The following is a 17,917-nucleotide window of genomic DNA, read 5'->3' as shown; positions in this document are numbered from 1 at the left end:
CCCGAGCGAGGGCGGCCGCGACCGACGTGTCAGCGACGGGCGCGTCGGCCACCGGCACCGCCGCAGCACCCGCCCCAGCACCCGCCCCCGCCGGCACGGCTCACAGCGGCCAGACGGCGCGGACCTCGATGCGCCCGAACCGCGCCATCGGGTGGGCCGCCGCGATCGCCACCGCCTCGTCCCGGTCCGCCGCCTCGACCAGGTCGAAGCCCGCGATCCACTCCCGCGTCTCGGCGAACGGCCCGTCGGTCACCAGGCGGTCGCCACCGCGGACGCGCACGGTGACGGCGTCCTCGACGGGCCGCAGCCGGTCCCCGGCCAGGTGCCGGCCCTGCTCCTGCAGCGTCGTGAACCAGGCCTCGACGTCGTCGGCCGACTCGTCGTAGGGCTCACCGGTCGGGTCGGTGCAGATGAACAGCACGAACTGCATGGTCGTTCCTCCTCAGCCGTGGCCCGTGCGGCCACTCCACCCCCTGACGCACCACCACGGCCCGGGAGGACATCGACGCCGACCCGGGCCGGCCGGACCGGCCCTACAGCTCGCCCCGCTTCTGCAGGTACCGCATCGCGGCCCAGCCCAGCGGCACCCGCAGCCAGTAGGTCAGCACGCGGAACAGCACCGCCACGGACGTCGCGATGCCGACGTTCACACCCGTCAGGCTCGCCAGCGAACCGGCCAGCGCCAGCTCGACCGTGCCCACGCCGCCGGGGGTCGGCACCAGCGAGCCCGCGGTGTTGCCCGCCAGGTACGCCAGCGCCACGGGCACGAGCAGCGCGTCCCGCCCGAACGCGGCCAGGCACGCGTCCAGCGCGAAGACGTACCCCAGCGTCATGACGAGGTTCCCCGTCACGGCCAGCGCCAGCCGCCACGGCTGCCCCAGCACCGCGATGAGCCGCGGCCAGGTCTGCGCGAGCACCGGCAGGATCCGGGCGACCGCCCACTGCCGGACCTTGGGCACCAGCAGCGCGGCGGCGACGAGGGCCGCGATGACGCCCACCGCCACGAGCATCGCGGGCGAGATGGGCAGCGTCGACTCCTCGCCCCGCCCGGTCACCACGGACAGCCCCAGCAGCAGCAGGACGGTGACGACGAACTGGCTCACCTGCACGAGCGCGACGGTGGCGCCGGCGAGCGACGTGCTCACCCCCCGCCGTGTGAGCATGCGCAGGTTGAGGGCCGCGGGCCCCACCCCGGCGGGTGCGGCCAGGGCGACGAAGGTCGCGGCCGTCTGCACGATCGTCGCCCGCCACACCGACAGCCGCACGGGCGAGAACGCGACGATCGTGAGCGCCGCTCCCAGCAGCGTCACCAGCCCCAGCGCGAACGCCACGACGCTCCACCGCCAATCGCTCTGCTCGAGCGCCTCCGCGATCGTCGAGACGTTGATCGACGTGAGGACGACGAACAGCGCGAGGATCGTCACGAGGATCGACAGCAGCGTCCGCGCGCCGAACCGCGTCAGCTGCTCGGGTGCGACGTCCGCCTCGGGGATGCGGGCGACGAGCTCCTCGCGCAGGTCCGGCAGCACCTCCTTGTGGTCGCGCAGCTCCATGCGCGTCCGGCGCGGCAGGGTGATGGGCTGCAGGAGCGGCCCGATGCTGACGAGGTCGGCGTCGGGCAGCACGTCGGCGGCCGCGGCGATGGCCCGCGTCGCGCCGACGCGCAGCGCCAGGACGGCGACGAGCTGGGCGAGGTCGAGCCGGCGGGCCAGGTCCGAGCAGGCGACGTCGCCCTGGTCCCAGGCGGTGAACCACACCTGGGGCGTCCCCTCGTCGGCCGGGGCGAGGAGGATCGCGTCGGCGGTGATGCCGCGGTGGGCGACCCCGGCCGCGTGCGCCCGCGCCAGCTCCTCCCAGGCCGCCCGCAGGACGGCGTCGGTGATCTCCGCCGCCGGCACGTCGGACAGCGCCCGGGCGCGCGCGGGCTCCTGCAGGACGAGCACCATCGTGTCGTCCGCCTGCCCCATGCCCTCGAGCGCGGGCACCCGCACGCCGGCCGCCTGCGCGGCGTGGTTGAGCAGCGCGAACCGCTCGGCCGCCTGCCGCAGCGACACCACCGACCGCCCCTCGATCCCGCGCAGCCGCAGGGACCGCCACAGCCGCGCGAGCCCGCCGACGACCTGCCGGTCCCCGTCCATGGCGACGAGGGCGTGCCGGCCCCCGTCGGTCGTGGTGAGCGTGTAGACGCGGTGGTCGGTCGTCCGGGTGAGCGGCTCGTCGTCGCCCGCGCGCTGTAGCGACGCCGCGGCGAAACCCGCCCGTCGGACGGCCTCGACCAGCCGCACGCCGTACGCCCGCTCGGACCGGACGCCCAGCGCGTACCGCACGCCCTGCCCCGCCGTGCGCCCGACGAGGAGCGCCACGGCGATGGCCGGCAGGGCCGCCTGAGCCGTGACGAGCAGGACCCCCGTGGCGACCCACAGGCCGTTCCACGACCACCGCACGCTGCGGCGACGCGTGCGCGGCCCGGCGACGGTCAGCAGCCCGACGAGCATCGCCAGGTACCCCGGCACCTCCACGACGCGTGCACCGCCGCGCACGACGGACAGCCCGGCCTGCAGCTCCGCGGAGCCGAGCACCCGGACCAGCGCGACGAGGACCGCGCTCAGCACGACCGCGGCGACCGCGCCGGCCAGCACCTCGAGGACCTGCCGGCCCAGGCGGCGCACGGCGAGCTCGGTGAGGACGGCCAGCGGCGCGAGCAGCGTGACAGTGCCCTCGAGCACCGCGACCGGGACGAAGAGCACGCGGCGCAGCAGCTCGGCGGACGCCTGGACGTCCTCCGCGACGCCCGTCGCGGTGTTCTGCGCGTAGACCGCGGCGACCATGACGAGGACGACGCCGAGCGCGGCGACCACCGTGTCGACGAGGTCGGAGGGGTGGTGCACGCGGCGCGCCCGGCCGTCCCCGGGCTCGTCGCCGACGACGGGGACGGGCGTGGACCGTCCGTCCCACGCGGAGGCCCCCCGGCGGCGCGCGGTGCCTGCGGCGGCGCCGCCGTCCGGCCGCGCGGGGTCGTCGGTGGCCCGCGGGTCCGCGGGCTGGTCCGTCACCGACATGCCGCGAGTCTAGGCAGCCGGTCCGGCGCGCGGGCCGGGTCCGGCGCGCGCCTCACGAGAGGCCGAGCGAGGTCCTGATGTCGTCGGGCACCAGCGCGTAGCCCACGAACACGACGGCGTCCATGAGCGTGTGGGCGACGACGAGCGGGCCGACGCGCCCTCGTCGCCGGTAGTACTCGGCGAACACGACGCCCATGACGACGTTGCCGACGAACGGCCCCCACCCCTGGTAGAGGTGGTACGACCCGCGCAGCAGGGCGCTCGCGGCGACGGTCGCCACGGGCCCCCACCGCAGCTCGCGCAGCCGCTCCACGAGGTAGCCGACCGCGACGACCTCCTCGAGGAGCGCGTTCTGCAGCGCCGAGAGCAGGAGGACGGGCACGGTCCACCAGGCGGCGTCCAGCGCGGCGGCCTGGACCTCGACCGTGACGCCCAGCAGGCGCCCCACGACGTACAGGCCCAGCCCGGGGATCCCGATGAGGGCCGCGAGCCCGGCCCCGACGAGCAGGTCCCGGCCCGGCCGCGCCCGGTCCAGCCCGATGCGCCGCAGCGCCGACCGGCCCTGGGCGGAGAGCAGGTAGAGCGCCAGCGCGACCGGCACGAGCGCGAACCCGAGCGACAGGAGCTGGTAGGTGAGGTCGAGCCAGGGCCGGTCGGCGCGGCTCGGGTTCAGCGTGGCGGTCTGGGCGCCGAGGGCCTCGGGCCGGGTCACGCGGTCGAGGATCGTGACGACGGCGTAGACGCCGGACCGCCCGAGCGACAACCCCAGCACGATCCACACCTCGACCGTCAGCCGTCGCCGCCACGCCGCGCCGGACACGGGCGGGGTTCCGGCGCCGGCTCCGGGGACGGCTGCGGCGGGGACGTCGGCGCTCACCCGCGGCACGCTAGACGCCGCCCCTGGACGGCGCCCGGGAGAGTCCTGGGCGCCGCCGGGGCGGCGTCGGCGTCGTGCCGGCTCTCGTGCCGGTCCTCGTGCTGGTCCGCAGGCCGGTCCTCACGCCCGCGGGGCGGCGGCCGGCACGCGGTCGAACGCCCGCAGCCGCAGGGAGTTCGCGACGACGAGCACCGAGGAGAAGGCCATCGCCGCGCCCGCGATCATCGGGTTGAGCAGGCCCAGCGCCGCCAGCGGGATCGCGGCGACGTTGTAGGCGAACGCCCAGAACAGGTTCTGGCGGATCACCCGCAGGGTCGCCCGCGACAGCCGGATCGCGCGGCCCACCGACCGCAGGTCCCCGCGCACGAGCGTGAGGTCGGCGGCCTCGATGGCCACGTCCGTCCCCGTGCCCATGGCCAGCCCCAGGTCCGCGGCGGCCAGGGCGGCGGCGTCGTTGACGCCGTCGCCGACCATCGCGACCGTGCGGCCCTCGCGCTGCAGCCGCTCCACGACAGCCACCTTGTCGGCGGGCAGCACCTCGGCGACGACGTCGTCGGGCGCGATGCCCACCTCGGCCGCGACGGCCCGGGCGGCACCGGCGTTGTCGCCGGTCAGCAGGACGGGGTGCAGCCCGAGGGCGCGCAGCTCGTCGAGGGCGGTGCGGGCGTCGTCCTTCACGGGGTCGCGCAGGACGAGCACGCCGCGGGCGCTCCCGTCCCACGCGACGACGACCGCGGTCGCGCCGCCGTCCTGCGCCGCCGCGACCTCGGCGCGCGCGGGACCGACGTCGACGCCCTGGTCGGCGAGCCAGCCGAGGCGTCCGACGAGGACGCGCCGACCCAGCCCGACGCCGGAGTGCGCCGTCCGCACGACCCCGCTGACGCCGTGGCCGGCGTCGGCGCGGAAGTCGAGGACCTGGTCGGAGCCGACCACGACGCCGTCGCCGCCGACGGGGGCGTCGTCGGCGGGCACCGGGACCGCCGCCGCGACGGCCCGGCCGATGGGGTGCTCCGCGCGGGCCTCGACCGCGGCCGCGAGGCGCAGCGCCTCGTCGCGGTCGGTGCCGCCCAGCGGGACGACGTCGACGAGGGCCATCCGGCCCTGCGTCACCGTGCCGGTCTTGTCGAGCACGACCGTGTCGACGCGGCGCGTCCGCTCGAGCACCTCGGGGCCCTTGATGAGCACGCCGAGCTGCGCACCGCGGCCCGTGCCGGCCAGCAGGGCGGTCGGCGTCGCGAGCCCCAGCGCGCAGGGGCACGCGATGATGAGGACGGCGACGGCCGCGGTGAAGGCGGCCTGCACGTCGCCGCCGAGCACGAGCCACGTGACGAGCGTGCCGAGCGCGAGCACCAGCACGACGGGCACGAACACCGCCGAGATGCGGTCCGCGAGGCGCTGCACGGGGGCCTTGCCCGTCTGCGCGGCGGCGACGAGGCGCCCGATCTGCGCGAGCTGCGTCTCCGCGCCGACGCGGGTGGCCCGCACGACGAGGTGGCCGGCGCTGTTGACGGTCGCGCCGGTGACGGGGTCGCCGGGGCCGACGTCGACCGGCACGGGCTCGCCCGTGAGCAGCGAGGTGTCCACGGCGCTCGTGCCCTCGACGACGACGCCGTCGGTGGCGACCTTCTCCCCGGGGCGCACGACGAAGAGGTCGTCGACGGCCAGGCGGTCGACGGGGACGCGCTCCTCGCGGCGGCGGCCGCCGGGGTCGTCGGCGACGAGCAGCGTGACGTCCTTGGCGCCGAGGTCGAGCAGGGCGCGCAGGGCGTCGCCGGCGCGGCGGCGCGAGCGGTGCTCGAGGTACCGACCCGCCAGCAGGAACGTGGTGACGACCGCCGCCACCTCGAAGTACAGCTCGGGCATGCCGGCGTGCGCGGCGCTGGCGGCGGGCCAGAGCGTCGGCTCCATCGTCATGCCGAGCCGTCCGGCGCCCCCGAGGAGCAGGGCCCACAGCGACCAGGCCGTCGCCGCGACGATCCCGATCGACACGAGCGTGTCCATCGTCGACGCGCGGTGCCGGGCCGCACGCGCGGCGGCGCGGTGGAACGGCCAGGCCGCCCACGTCGCCACGGGCAGGGCCAGCGCCGCGACCACCCACTGCCAGCCGCCGAACTGCAGCGCCGGCAGCATCGACAGGGCGACGACGGGCACGGTGAGCACCGCCGCGACGCGCAGCCGCGACCGCAGCTCGGTCCCGCGGGCGTCGGTCGGCGCGGAGGTGTCCTCGTCGGGGTCCATGTCGTGGCCGGGGGCCATGGTGTGGCCGGACAGGGCGTGGTCGAGGGGGTCGTGCCCGTGCCCGTGCCCGTGCTCCTGCCCGTGCTCGGCGCGCCCGGCGGTGAGCCGGACTGGGGCGTTCGGGTCGTGGACGGCCGTGACGCGCGCGTCGTACCCGGCGCTGCGCACGGCGGCCAGCAGGGCCTCGGGGTCGGCGGTGCCCGTGGACGTGCCGGCACCCTCGTCGGGCACGAGCGTGACGTGCGCGGACTCGAGGGCGAGGTTGACGGTGGCGGTCGCGCCCGGGACGCGGTTGAGCTTCTTCTCGACGCGCGCGACGCACGAGGCGCAGGTCATCCCCTCGACCGCGAGGTCGACGCTGACGACGCCCGGGTCGCGCGCGTCGCCACGCCCGTCGCCACGGGTCGTCGGGGCGCTCACAGCAGGCTCCGGCGCGGGGTGAGGGCGTAGCCGGCCTCGGTGACGGCCGCGCCGACGGCGGCGTCGTCGAGCGGGCCCTGCGAGGTGACGACCACGGGCGACGAGCCGCCCGCGACGAGGTCGACCTGCACGTCCTCGACGCCGGGCAGCGCGGACAGCTCCTCGGTGACCGCGCGGACGCAGTGGCCGCAGGTCATGCCGTCGACGGACAGGGTGGTGGTGACGGTCTGGGTGCTCATGGGCGTGCCTCTCGGGATGGTGGTGGGTCGCTGGGCGCGGTCGGGGGACGGACGGGACGGCCTGCGGCCGGCGCGCTCAGCTCCGCACGAGGCGGGCGATGGCGTCGGCGGCCTCCTTGACCTTCGCCTCGCCCTCCTCGGGGGAGCGCCGGGCGGCGTCGACGACGCAGTGGCCGAGGTGGTCCTCGACGAGGCCGATGCTCACGGCCTGCAGCGCCTTGGTCACGGCGGAGACCTGCGTGAGGACGTCGATGCAGTACACGTCCTCGTCGACCATCCGCGCGATGCCGCGGACCTGCCCCTCGATGCGCTTGAGCCGACGCAGGTACTCGGCCTTGGCGTCGGTGTACCCGTGCTGCGCGCTGTCCGTCATGCCCACCCGAACACGGTACCCCCCCGGGGTATTCCGGTGCCCGGCCCGCGGCTGTCGGCGTGCTGCCCGCCGGCGTCCGGCGCGGCGCGAGCACCGCATCGGGCGCACGACGACGGCCGGCCCCGTCGAGGACGGGACCGGCCGTTGCGCGTCGGCTCGCGGGTGGGCTCAGGCGGTCGGGCGCCGCCGCTCGACGAGGAGGAGGCCGCTGCCGGCGAGCAGCAGGACACCTCCGAGGAGGGCCGCGGCGCGCACGCCTGCGCCCGTGGCCGCCAGCCGCGTCGGCAGGGACGCCGCCACGGTCGTCGGGCTCGGCGTGACCGCGGGCACGAGCGCGACGGGGGCGGTGTAGGTGCCGCCGTCCGTCAGCGTGAACACCGCGGAGACCAGCCCCTCGGTGGTCTCGAGGGACACCGGCCCGGCAGGCAGGCCGCCCTGGACGAGGACGCCGTCGACGAGCGTCACGGTCAGGAGCACGTCGTCCGAGGTCCGCAGGACGGCGTCGAGCCCCGACCACCGGACGACGACGTCGCCCGTGGCCGGCGTGCCGCCGGGGGTGAGGACGGCCGAGCGCACGGTGCTGGACCCGACGAGCCCGACGTCCGCCTGCTCGTGCCCGCCCTCGGGCAGGGTCACCGCGGCGGACCCGTCCAGGTCCTGGTCCTCGTCGTACGTGATCGCGAGGGACGCCGGCTGCTCCGCGACGACGACGTAGTCCCCGGCGGGCAGCTCCCCGAAGCTGAAGGCCCCGGAGGCGTCGGTGACCTGGGTCGCCTCCACGGTGGACGCGGCCGCGACGCGGGCCGACGCGACGCGCCCGGGGCCGCCGACGCCGGGGGCGATGTCGGCCGGCGTGATGCTGGTGCGCACGAGCTGCACGCGGATGCCGGGGACGCCGCGCTCGCGGGCGTCCTGGACGCCGTCGGCGTCCAGGTCCAGCCACACCGTGCCGTCGATGGTCTGCAGCGGCGCGCCCGGGGTCGGGGAGGGCGTCGCGGTGGGGGTGGCCGTCGGGGTCGGGGTCGGGGTGACGGTGGGTGTGGCGGTGGGCGTCGCGGTGGGTGTGGCGGTGGGTGTCGCGGTGGGTGTCGCGGTCGGCGTGGCCGTGGGCGTCTCGGACGGGGTCACGGTCGGCGTGGGCGTGGGCGTCCCGGACGGGGTGCCGGTGGGTGTCTCCGACGGCGTGGCGCTGGGCGTCGTGGCCGGCGTGGTCGCGGGGGACGTGGTCGCCGGGGACGTCGTCCCAGGCGCCGTCGTCGTCGGTGCGGCGGTCGTCTCCTCGCCGGTCTCCTCGTCGACGACCGTGAAGCCGTCCCCGGGCCCGAGGTTCGGGTCCCGGTCCATGGTGTCGATCTGCTCGGGCGCCGGGTCGCCGATGGTCCCCTGCTCCTTGAGGTCGGCGAGGACGTCCGCCAGGGGCACGCCGGCGTCGAGCTGCACGTTGACGAACTTCTGCGCCGTCATCCCCCGGCACGCCGTGGCGGGGAGGCCGGCCGCGGCGATGGCGGCGTCGAGCGTGCTCGTGGTGGGCACCAGCCAGTTCAGCCCGGCGGTGGAGGTGTTGCCGCCCGTGCGGACGGGCCGGATGATGTCGCCCCACTTCTGGCTCGGCTGGTACGTCGTGGTCGAGCTGTACGGCGCGCCGGTGTGCGAGGTGTGGTCGCTGCCCCCGCCGCCGTCGACCGCCGTCTTGGCCACGGTGATCCGCCGGTAGGGGTTCGTGTGGGACGCCGTCCGGTGGCAGATCGTCACCTTGTTGGACGGTGCCGCCTCCGCAGCCGGCAGGAGCTCCATCACCGGCAGCGTGGTCAGCAGGACCGCGCCGAGGACGGTCATGACGGCCGCGCCCCTCGCGGGGCGTCGACGGGTGGTCGAGGACATGGGAGGGCTCCTGCTGGCAAGGGGCTGCGTGGGTCCCCCTCCCTTCGACGGGACCCCTACCCGTGTGAGGCGTCGTGGAGGAGCGTCACCTCCCCGGGTGGTCGGCGTCCGCGAGATGGGATGCAGCCCTCGCCACTGCAAACCGTGTTCACGCTGTGCAGGACCGTTGCACCGCAGAGGAGGTGCGCGGTATGCTGCGCCAGCACGTCGGCCGACCGGCCGCGGCCCGAGTGACGAGGGAGTCACGTTGCGCTCATCGTGGAGCCGTCCCCTGCCCGCACGTCAGCACCCCCGCCCCACCCCGCCGACCGGCCGACGAGCGCGCACGCGCCGCCCGCTGGCGGCCGCGACCTCGGCGGCCCTCGCGCTCACCGGCGTGCTCGCCGGCGCGTCGCTCCCCGCCGCGGGCGCCGGGCCCGGGGCCCTGACCAGCGCGGGTGCTGCGCGCGCCGCGCTCGCGGCCGCGGTCGAGCCGGCCGCGGCGCGGACCGTGACGCTCGTCGGGTCCCTGCAGTCCGAGCTCGGATGCCCGGGCGACTGGCAGCCGGACTGCACCGCCACGGTGCTGGCGCCCACCGACGCCGCCGGTGTCTACGCCGCCGACCTCGTCGTGCCGGCGGGCTCGTGGGAGTACAAGGTCGCGCTGGACGGCGCGTGGGACGAGGCGTACGGCCGCGACGGCGGCGACGCGAACGTCCCGCTGACGGTCGCGGGCAGCACCCCCGTGCGGTTCACGTACGACGACACGACGCACCGCATCGCGGTGACCCCGCTGGACCTCGCCGGCGCGTACGGCGCCGACGACGCGTCCCTCGTCGCCCCGCCCGTCCGGCAGCCGGGCAGCGACGAGCGCTTCTACTTCGTCATGACCGACCGCTTCGCCAACGGGGACGCCGCGAACGACACGGGCGGCCTGACGGGCGACCGCGGGACGACGGGCTTCGACCCCACGGACCGCGGCTTCTACCAGGGCGGGGACCTGCGCGGCCTCATCGACCGGCTCGACTACGTCGAGGGCCTGGGCACGACCGCCATCTGGCTGACCCCGTCCTTCGCGAACCGGCCCGTCCAGGGCACCGGGGCCGACGCCTCCGCGGGCTACCACGGCTACTGGGTCACGGACTTCACCCGCATCGACCCGCACCTCGGGACCAACGAGGAGCTGGCGGAGCTCATCGACGGGGCCCACGCGCGGGGCATCAAGGTCTACTTCGACATCATCACGAACCACACGGCCGACGTGATCTCGTACGAGGGCGACGACTACTCCTACGTCGACATCGCCGACCGCCCCTGGACCGATGCCGCCGGCGCGCCCGTGGACGTCGCCGCGCTGGCCGGCTCGGACGCCTTCCCGGCGCTCGACCCCGCGACGTCCTTCCCGCGGACGCCGGTGCGCGGGCCCGACGCGCCGACGCTCGTCCCGGACTGGCTGAACGACCCGACCGTCTACCACAACCGTGGCAACACGACGTGGGAGGGCGAGTCGGTGACGTACGGCGACTTCGACGGGCTCGACGACCTCATGACGGAGGACCCGCGCGTCGTGGACGGCTTCGTCGACGTCTACTCCACGTGGGTCGACCTCGGCATCGACGGCTTCCGCATCGACACGGTCAAGCACGTCAACCGCGAGTTCTGGGAGGAGTGGTCGGCCGGCGTCATGGACCACGCCCGCTCGATCGGCAACGACGACTTCTTCATGTTCGGCGAGGTGTACGACGCCGACCCGGCCCTGCTCGCGCCGTACGTGCGCGAGACGGAGATGAGCTCCGTCCTCGACTTCACCTTCCAGGCGGCGACGAGCGCGTTCGCCGCCGGCGGGCCCGCCACGCAGCTCCAGCGGCTCTTCGCCGGGGACGACCGGTACACGACGCCGGACTCGTCGGCGACCGCCCTGCCGACGTTCCTCGGCAACCACGACATGGGGCGCATCGGCGCCTTCGTCCGGACCGCACAGGCGCCGCTCGAGCGGTCGGAGCTCGCGCACTCGCTCATGTACCTCACCCGCGGGCAGCCCGTCGTCTACTACGGCGACGAGCAGGGCTTCGTCGGCCTCGGGGCCGACGGGTCGATCAACGACAAGTCCGCGCGGCAGTCTCTCTTCGCCACGCAGGTGGGCGAGTACGCCGACCAGGCGCTGCTGACCGGTGAGGTCGCGGGGTCGGTGGACCGGTACGACACCGACGCGCCGCTGTACGAGCACATCGCGGCGCTCGCGGCGCTGCGGGAGGCGCACCCGGCGCTCGGCCAGGGCGCCCAGGTCGAGCTGCTGGCCGAGGGGTCGACGTACGCCTTCGCCCGGGTGGACCGGGACGAGAAGGTGGAGCACCTCGTCGCCGCGAACTCCGGTGACGCGGCGGCGGAGGTCACCGTGACCACGCTGACCCCGGGTGCGACCTACGAGCCGCTGCTCGGCACGGACGCGTCCGTGACCGCCGACGACGCCGGCGCCGTGACGCTGACCGTGCCCGCCCGCGGGGTCGTGCTCCTCGTGGCGGACCGCGAGGTCGCCGCGACGGCCGACCCGACGCTCACCGTCACCGTGCCCTCGGCGGGCGCTGCGGTCACCGACCTCGCGCCGGTGCAGGCGGACGTGGCCGACCACCGGTGGGCGGAGACGTCCTTCGCGTGGCGCGTCGTCGGGGACGACGCGTGGACGCCGCTCGGCACGGCGGAGGACGACGAGCCGCGCGTCTACACCGACGTGCGCGACCTGGCCGAGGGCACCCTCGTCGAGTACCGGGCGGTGTCCGTGGACGCCGCCGGCACGCGCACGGCCGCCTCGACGTTCGCCTCGGTCGGCGTCGCGGTGGACGGCGTCGTCGACGACGGCGGGTCCGGCGAGGTGCCGCTGTACGACGCGGTGTCCGTGCCCGGCAGCCACAACAGCGAGATGGGCTGCGCGGCCGACTGGCAGCCCGCCTGCGCGCAGGCGCAGCTGACCGCACGGGAGGACGGCGTCTGGGAGGGCACGTTCGACCTGCCGGCGGGCGACTACGAGTTCAAGGCCGCCGTCGACGGCGCCTGGGACGTCAACTTCGGCGCCGGCGGCGCGCTCAACGGCCCCAACGTGCCGTACACGCACCGCGGTGGCAGCGTGTCGATGTACTTCGACCCGGCGACGAAGGACCTCTTCACCACCGCGATGCACCCCGTGTACACGCTCGCGGGGAGCCTGCAGAGCGAGCTCGGCTGCCCGGCGGACTGGTCGCCGGACTGCCTGGCCACGATGCTGACCGACGCGGACGACGACGGGCTCTTCACCTACACGACGGACGCCCTGCCGGGTGGCAGCTACGAGGTGAAGGTGACGCACGGCATGTCCTGGGACGTCAACTACGGAGCCGGCGGCGCCCCGGGCGGCGGCAACATCCCCGTCGAGGTCGCGGACGGCGACGCCGTCACGCTGACCTACGACCCCGTCACCCACCTGCTCACGGTCGGCGGGGCGACGGAGGGCGTCGCCGGGCTCGGCCAGGCGGCCGCGCAGTGGCTGGCGCAGGACGTGCTGGTGGTCCCGGGCGACTTCCCGGCGGGCACCTACGCCCTGTGGGGTGCGGCGTCCGGCGGGCTCGTCGTCGAGGACGGCGCCGTGACCGTGCCGGAGGGGGCGACCGAGCTCGCGCTCGAGCCCGATCCGGCCGGCCTCCCGGCGGACCTGGCGGAGGCGTTCCCGCACCTCGTCGACGCGACGGTCCTGCGGGTGCGCACGGCGGACGGCACCGGGCCCGACGAGGCGACGGTCGCGTCCCTCCTGCAGGGCCAGCTGCTCGTCGTGGGGTCGGGCGCGGACGACGCGCTCGTCGCCGCGACCGGCGTGCAGATCCCCGGCGTGGTCGACGACCTCTACGCCGACGCGGCGGCCGACGCCGTGCTCGGGGCGTCGTGGCAGGGCAACCGGCCCACGCTGCGCCTGTGGGCGCCGACGGCCACGGACGTCGACGTGCTGCTGTGGCCTGCTGCTCGCAAGGGCGCGCAGCCGGACCTCACGGCCGACCCGCAGCGCGTCGGCATGACGCGCGCCGCGGACGGCACGTGGTCGGTCCGCGGGCAGTCCTCCTGGAAGGGGGCCGCGTACCGGTACGCCGTGACGGTCTTCGTGCCCTCGACCGGCCAGGTCGAGGTCAACGAGGTGACCGACCCCGCCTCGGTGGCGCTCACCGTGAACTCGACCCACTCGGTGCTCGTCGACCTCGCGGACAAGGCCTTCCGGCCGAAGGCGTGGGAGAAGGCGGCGCAGCCCGTGGTCGCGCCCGTCGACCAGACGATCTACGAGCTGCACGTGCGGGACTTCTCCATCTCCGACACGACGGTGCCGGCGGAGCTGCGCGGGACGTACGGCGCCTTCGCGGCCGAGGGCACCGCGGGTCGCGAGCACCTGCGGGCGCTCGCGGACGCCGGTCTGACGACCGTGCACCTGCTGCCGACGTTCGACATCGCCACGATCGAGGAGGACCGCGCGGCGCAGGACGTGCCGGCGTGCGACCTCGGCTCCTACGCCCCGGACTCCGAGAGGCAGCAGGAGTGCATCGAGCCGGTGCGCCCGGGGGACGGCTACAACTGGGGCTACGACCCGCTGCACTGGTCGGCGCCCGAGGGCTCCTACGCCCGTGACCCCTTCGGCGGGGCGCGCGTGGCGGAGTTCCGGACGATGGTCGGCGCGCTGCACGCCGACGGCCTGCAGGTCGTGCTCGACCAGGTGTTCAACCACACGAGCGCGAGCGGGCAGGACGCCCGGTCCGTGCTCGACCGCGTGGTGCCGGGGTACTACCACCGGCTCAGCGCCACGGGTGCGGTCGAGACGTCGACGTGCTGCCAGAACATCGCCACGGAGCACGCCATGGCGGAGAAGATGATGGTCGACTCCGTCGTCACGTGGGCGCGGGACTACAAGGTCGACGGCTTCCGCTTCGACCTCATGGGTCACCACAGCCGCGCGTCGATGCTCGCGGTGCGGGCGGCGCTCGACGCGCTGACCGTGGCGGAGGACGGCGTCGACGGGTCGGCGGTGTACCTGTACGGCGAGGGCTGGAACTTCGGCGAGGTGGCGGACGACGCGCTGTTCGAGCAGGCCCGGCAGGGCAACCTCGGCGGCACGGGCATCGGCACCTTCTCCGACCGGCTCCGCGACGCGGTGCGCGGCGGCGGCCCCTTCGACGAGGACCCGCGCCGGCAGGGCTTCGGCAGCGGGCTGGCGACCGACGACAACGGGGTGGCGGTCAACGGCACCCCCGAGGAGCAGGCGGCGCGCCTGGCGCACGAGACGGACCTCGTCCGGCTCGGCATGGCGGGCAACCTGCGCGACTACGCGTTCCTCACGAGCGAGGGCGTCGTCCAGCGGGGCGACGAGCTCGACTACAACGGGCAGCCCGCCGGGTACGCCGACTCCCCCGAGGAGGTGGTCACCTACGTCGACGCGCACGACAACGAGACGCTGTGGGACGCGCTGACGTACAAGCTGCCCGCCGGCACGCCCATGGCGGACCGCGTGCGCATGAACACGGTCTCGCTGGCGACGACCGCCCTGGCGCAGACGCCCTCGTTCTGGCACGCCGGCACGGACCTGCTGCGGTCCAAGTCGCTCGACCGGGACAGCTACGACTCGGGCGACTGGTTCAACGTGCTCGACTGGACGGGGGAGGACAACGGCTTCGGCCGGGGCCTGCCGCCGGCCGGGCCGAACGAGGCGAAGTGGCCGTACATGCGCCCGCTCCTGGCGGACGCGTCCCTGCAGCCGACGGCCGCCGACGTGGCCACCGCCACCGCCGCGGCGCAGGACCTGCTGCGGCTGCGGACGTCGACGCCTCTGTTCCGCCTCGGCGACGCCGGGCTGATCCGGGAGAAGCTGACGTTCCCGGGCTCCGGCCCGGACGCGCTGCCGGGTGTCGTGGCGATGCACGTGGACGACACCGTCGGGACCGACGTCGACCCGGAGCTCGACGGGGTGCTCACCGTGCTCAACGCCTCGCCGGAGCCGGTGTCCGTGCCGGTCGCGGCACTGGCGGGACGGCAGTACCGCCTGTCCGACGTGCAGCAGCAGGGGTCGGACGCGGTCGTGCGCGGCACGACGTGGGACGCCGCCACCGGCACGGTCACCGTGCCGGCCCGGACGGTCGCGGTCCTCGTCGAGGACGCCGCGCCGGCCGAGCACACGCTCGTCTACGTCTACCGCAAGCTCGACGCCGGCCTGCCGCCGATGTGGAGCAACAGCGGGCGGCAGACGCTCGTGGCCGCGGTCGAGGGGCACCAGCGGGTGCGCGTGACCGCGGAGCAGCTGCCGGCCGGTGTGTGCGGGCGCGGCTGGGCGGTGCAGGAGGACTGGACGGTCGGCCTGCAGGGCGACCCGCCGGCGGTGATCGACCGCGCGACGGGTGAGGGCCTGCTCGGCCCCGTCCTGCAGCGCGCGTGGCACCGCGACCTGTCGCGGGACGTCGCCGTGCCGGCCTGCGAGGCGTAGCGGTCCTGCTCCACCCCGGGTGACGAGCACGTCACCACCCCCGGACAGGGGTGGTGACGTGCTCGTCGCGTGTCAGTGGTCGGTGGTCGGCTCTCCCCATGACGACGACGACGGCGACTGCTGCGCCGGAAGGGCTCGAGGCCCTCCCGCCGCACGACGCGCTGCCGGAGACGGAGGAGTCGCTGCGGGCGCGGTACGCCGACCTGGTGTCGTTCGTCGAGCGGTGCGAGGCCATGGTGCGCGCGGCGACGGCTGCCCGGGCGGTCGCCCTCGCCACGGCGGCGCGGACGGCCGCCCTGGCCGACACGGTGGCTGCCGCGGCGGAGGGTCTCGAGCTCAGCCGGGAGGACCGGGACCTCGCGGAGCGCGCGGTGACGGCCGAGCTGGCGACGGTCCTGCAGCTCCCGGAGGTCACGACGGGTGGCCTGCTCGACGACGCCGTCGCGCTGACCGGGCCCCGGACGGCGGTGCTGGAGGCGCTGGCGTCGGGCCGGGTGGCCTATCGCCACGTGCAGGTGCTGCTGCGGGAGACCGGGCACCTCCCCGCCGACGTGCAGGCCGAGGCGGACGCCGCCCTGCTGCCGGGCTGCGGTTCCTGGACGCCGACGCAGCTGGCCCGGCGCGCGCGGTCCTGGGCGCAGCGGCACGACCCGACCACCATGTCGGAGCGGTACGAGCGCGCACGCGCGGGTCGGCGCGTGTGGGTGGAGCCGGACCGCGACGGCATGGCGTGGCTGCACGCGCTCCTGCCGGCGCCGCACGCGCAGGCCATCTACGAGGGGCTGTCCTTCGGCGCCCGGATGCTGCGCGCGGACGAGACGGCGTCCCCGCAGGACGCCCTCGTGCCGCAGCTCCGCGCGGACCTGCTCGTCGACCTGCTGCTGCCCGAGCTGACCGGGACGTCGACGCCCGACCCGTCGCGCGACACCAACGGACCACGCGTGTCGGACGACGTGCGGGACGCGGTCGACGACGGCTCTGGATCGCCGCGGTGCACGGACCCGCGGTGCCGCGGGCGTGCCTGGCGGCCGACGGTCCTCGTGACCGTGCCCCTCGGGTCCGCGCTCGGTGGTGACGAGCCGGGTGAGCTGGCGGGGTACGGGCCCGTCGACGCGCGCACGGCTCGGGAGCTGCTGGCGTCCGCCTCGTCGTTCACCCGGCTGCTCACCGACCCCGTCACGGACGCCGTGACGGACGTGGACCGTGCGACGTACGCGGTCACCGGCGCCCGTCGCCGGTTCCTGCAGGTCCGCGACGGCACGTGCCGCTTCCCGGGCTGCTCGCGGTCGACGACGGCGTGCGACGTGGACCACGCCGTCGAGTGGGCCGCGGGGGGCTGCTCGGACCGCGGCAACAACGCCCACCTCTGCCGGCACCACCACCGGCTGAAGCACCGGACGCGGTGGCGGATGACGCAGGCAGAGGACGGCACGCTCACCTGGACCAGCCCGACGGGGCGGACCCGCACCACCCACCCGGCGTTCCCACCGGCGCCCCCACCGCCTCCACCACGAGCGCCGGAAGCGAGAGCGGTCGACCTCGAACCGGATGACCCACCCTTCTGAGAACAGGGCGGGTGATGCGCAGTGCGGGTGTGCTCAGTGCACGGAGCTGCTGGATGCGGGTGTCGGCCGGACCATCTGCCGGCCGCTGTGTGCGGGCGCGGCCCAGCACAGCCCGGCTCCTTCGGGATGCCGGGCGGTCCCGGCCGCGCGAGGGTGGACGGGTGCCTCCGACGAGGGGGCCATGTCGTCCTACCGAAGGAGCTCCACCGTGGACCAGCACCACCTGACGGCCGCGTCCCCCGACCGTGCCCCCGGGGTCCCCGTCCCGGGCGCCGTCGCCGCCGCCGACCGCGCGGAGGTCCTCCGGTCCGAGGAGCGGGCGGTGGCCGGGGTCGAGCGCGTCCCGGTCGCGCGCGTCGTCGTCGGCAAGCGCGTCGTCGTGGAGGAGCGGACGGTCACCGTCCAGGTCCGGCGCGAGGAGCTGGTGGTGGAGGAGCGGCCGCTCGTCGACGGGGACGCTCCCGGCACCGGCACCGGGGGCACCGGCCCGACCGCCGACGACTGGCGGCTGCGCGTGCCCGACCAGCCGGTGCTCGATCTCGTCCTGTCCGAGGAGGAGGTCGAGGTCGTCACCCGTGTCGTGCCGCGGGAGCGGGTCCGCGTGCACGTGGACGCGGTGCGCTCGACCGTGGAGGTGCCGACGACGCTCGCGCGCGAGGTGGTCGAGGTGGACGCCGACGGCGCTGCCGCGCACGCACGCGACGAGGACGAGCGGTCGCCCGACGTGCTCGACGTCGCGACGGGGAGGGCGCTGCGCGGCAGCGTGTGACGTCACGGGGTCGCCGGCCGTCCCGCCCGTACCGAG

General features: G+C 75.8%; 10 protein-coding genes. 3 read left to right on the top strand and 7 right to left on the bottom strand.

Going from position 1 to position 17,917, the window contains the following annotated elements:
• Positions 1–100: 100 nt before the first annotated feature.
• The 7 genes from AC2TDM_RS16695 to AC2TDM_RS16665 all read right to left on the bottom strand — a co-directional run bounded on the left by AC2TDM_RS16695 (position 101) and on the right by AC2TDM_RS16665 (position 9,087).
• Complete coding sequence (locus tag AC2TDM_RS16695) at positions 101–430, bottom strand: YciI family protein (protein ID WP_090032673.1); 330 nt, start codon at positions 428–430, stop codon at positions 101–103.
• 103 nt (positions 431–533) lie between these two features.
• The gene (locus AC2TDM_RS16690; protein WP_484635378.1) at positions 534–3,059 is read right to left on the bottom strand and encodes a flippase-like domain-containing protein; all 2,526 of its coding nucleotides are present in this window, start codon (positions 3,057–3,059) and stop codon (positions 534–536) included.
• Positions 3,060–3,111: 52 nt separating this feature from the next.
• Positions 3,112–3,879 carry a CPBP family intramembrane glutamic endopeptidase gene (locus AC2TDM_RS16685; protein WP_484636489.1) on the bottom strand — a complete coding sequence of 256 codons (768 nt, stop codon included), beginning with the start codon at positions 3,877–3,879 and terminating at the stop codon, positions 3,112–3,114.
• A gap of 177 nt (positions 3,880–4,056) precedes the next feature.
• Positions 4,057–6,594, bottom strand: coding sequence for a heavy metal translocating P-type ATPase (locus AC2TDM_RS16680; protein WP_484635377.1), 2,538 nt, complete (start codon positions 6,592–6,594; stop codon positions 4,057–4,059).
• Positions 6,591–6,833: a heavy-metal-associated domain-containing protein gene (locus AC2TDM_RS16675; RefSeq protein ID WP_090032670.1), complete on the bottom strand. Its 243-nt coding sequence runs from the start codon at positions 6,831–6,833 to the stop codon at positions 6,591–6,593. Before AC2TDM_RS16675 ends, AC2TDM_RS16680 begins: the two co-directional genes overlap by 4 nt.
• A 76-nt stretch (positions 6,834–6,909) precedes the next feature.
• Positions 6,910–7,206: a metal-sensitive transcriptional regulator gene (locus tag AC2TDM_RS16670; protein WP_090032766.1), complete on the bottom strand. Its 297-nt coding sequence runs from the start codon at positions 7,204–7,206 to the stop codon at positions 6,910–6,912.
• A gap of 168 nt (positions 7,207–7,374) precedes the next feature.
• Positions 7,375–9,087 (bottom strand): hypothetical protein, encoded by a 1,713-nt coding sequence (locus tag AC2TDM_RS16665; protein WP_484635376.1) that lies wholly within the window; start codon positions 9,085–9,087, stop codon positions 7,375–7,377.
• 376 nt (positions 9,088–9,463) lie between these two features.
• Between AC2TDM_RS16665 and pulA the strand changes: the two genes are divergently transcribed.
• The 3 genes from pulA to AC2TDM_RS16650 all read left to right on the top strand — a co-directional run bounded on the left by pulA (position 9,464) and on the right by AC2TDM_RS16650 (position 17,881).
• Positions 9,464–15,547: a pullulanase-type alpha-1,6-glucosidase gene (pulA, locus tag AC2TDM_RS16660; RefSeq protein WP_484635375.1), complete on the top strand. Its 6,084-nt coding sequence runs from the start codon at positions 9,464–9,466 to the stop codon at positions 15,545–15,547.
• Positions 15,548–15,645: 98 nt separating this feature from the next.
• Positions 15,646–17,112, top strand: coding sequence for an HNH endonuclease signature motif containing protein (locus AC2TDM_RS16655; RefSeq protein ID WP_484635374.1), 1,467 nt, complete (start codon positions 15,646–15,648; stop codon positions 17,110–17,112).
• 208 nt (positions 17,113–17,320) lie between these two features.
• The gene (locus AC2TDM_RS16650) at positions 17,321–17,881 is read left to right on the top strand and encodes a DUF2382 domain-containing protein (protein WP_175499450.1); all 561 of its coding nucleotides are present in this window, start codon (positions 17,321–17,323) and stop codon (positions 17,879–17,881) included.
• The last annotated feature ends 36 nt before the right edge of the window (positions 17,882–17,917 follow it).

It is taken from the genome of Cellulomonas sp. plas2, from assembly GCF_057221735.1.
The sequence above is the reverse complement of the archived record's forward strand: the minus strand, read 5'-3'. Positions and strand labels throughout refer to the sequence as shown.

What these genes read in the sequence shown, in the direction of transcription:
- AC2TDM_RS16695 (WP_090032673.1), bottom strand. Translation starts at nt 430, where the DNA reads ATGCAGTTCGTGCTGTTCATCTGCACCGACCCGACCGGTGAGCCCTAC.
- AC2TDM_RS16690 (WP_484635378.1), bottom strand. Translation starts at nt 3,059, where the DNA reads ATGTCGGTGACGGACCAGCCCGCGGACCCGCGGGCCACCGACGACCCC.
- AC2TDM_RS16665 (WP_484635376.1), bottom strand. Translation starts at nt 9,087, where the DNA reads ATGTCCTCGACCACCCGTCGACGCCCCGCGAGGGGCGCGGCCGTCATG.
- AC2TDM_RS16670 (WP_090032766.1), bottom strand. Translation starts at nt 7,206, where the DNA reads ATGACGGACAGCGCGCAGCACGGGTACACCGACGCCAAGGCCGAGTAC.
- AC2TDM_RS16675 (WP_090032670.1), bottom strand. Translation starts at nt 6,833, where the DNA reads ATGAGCACCCAGACCGTCACCACCACCCTGTCCGTCGACGGCATGACC.
- AC2TDM_RS16655 (WP_484635374.1), top strand. Translation starts at nt 15,646, where the DNA reads ATGACGACGACGACGGCGACTGCTGCGCCGGAAGGGCTCGAGGCCCTC.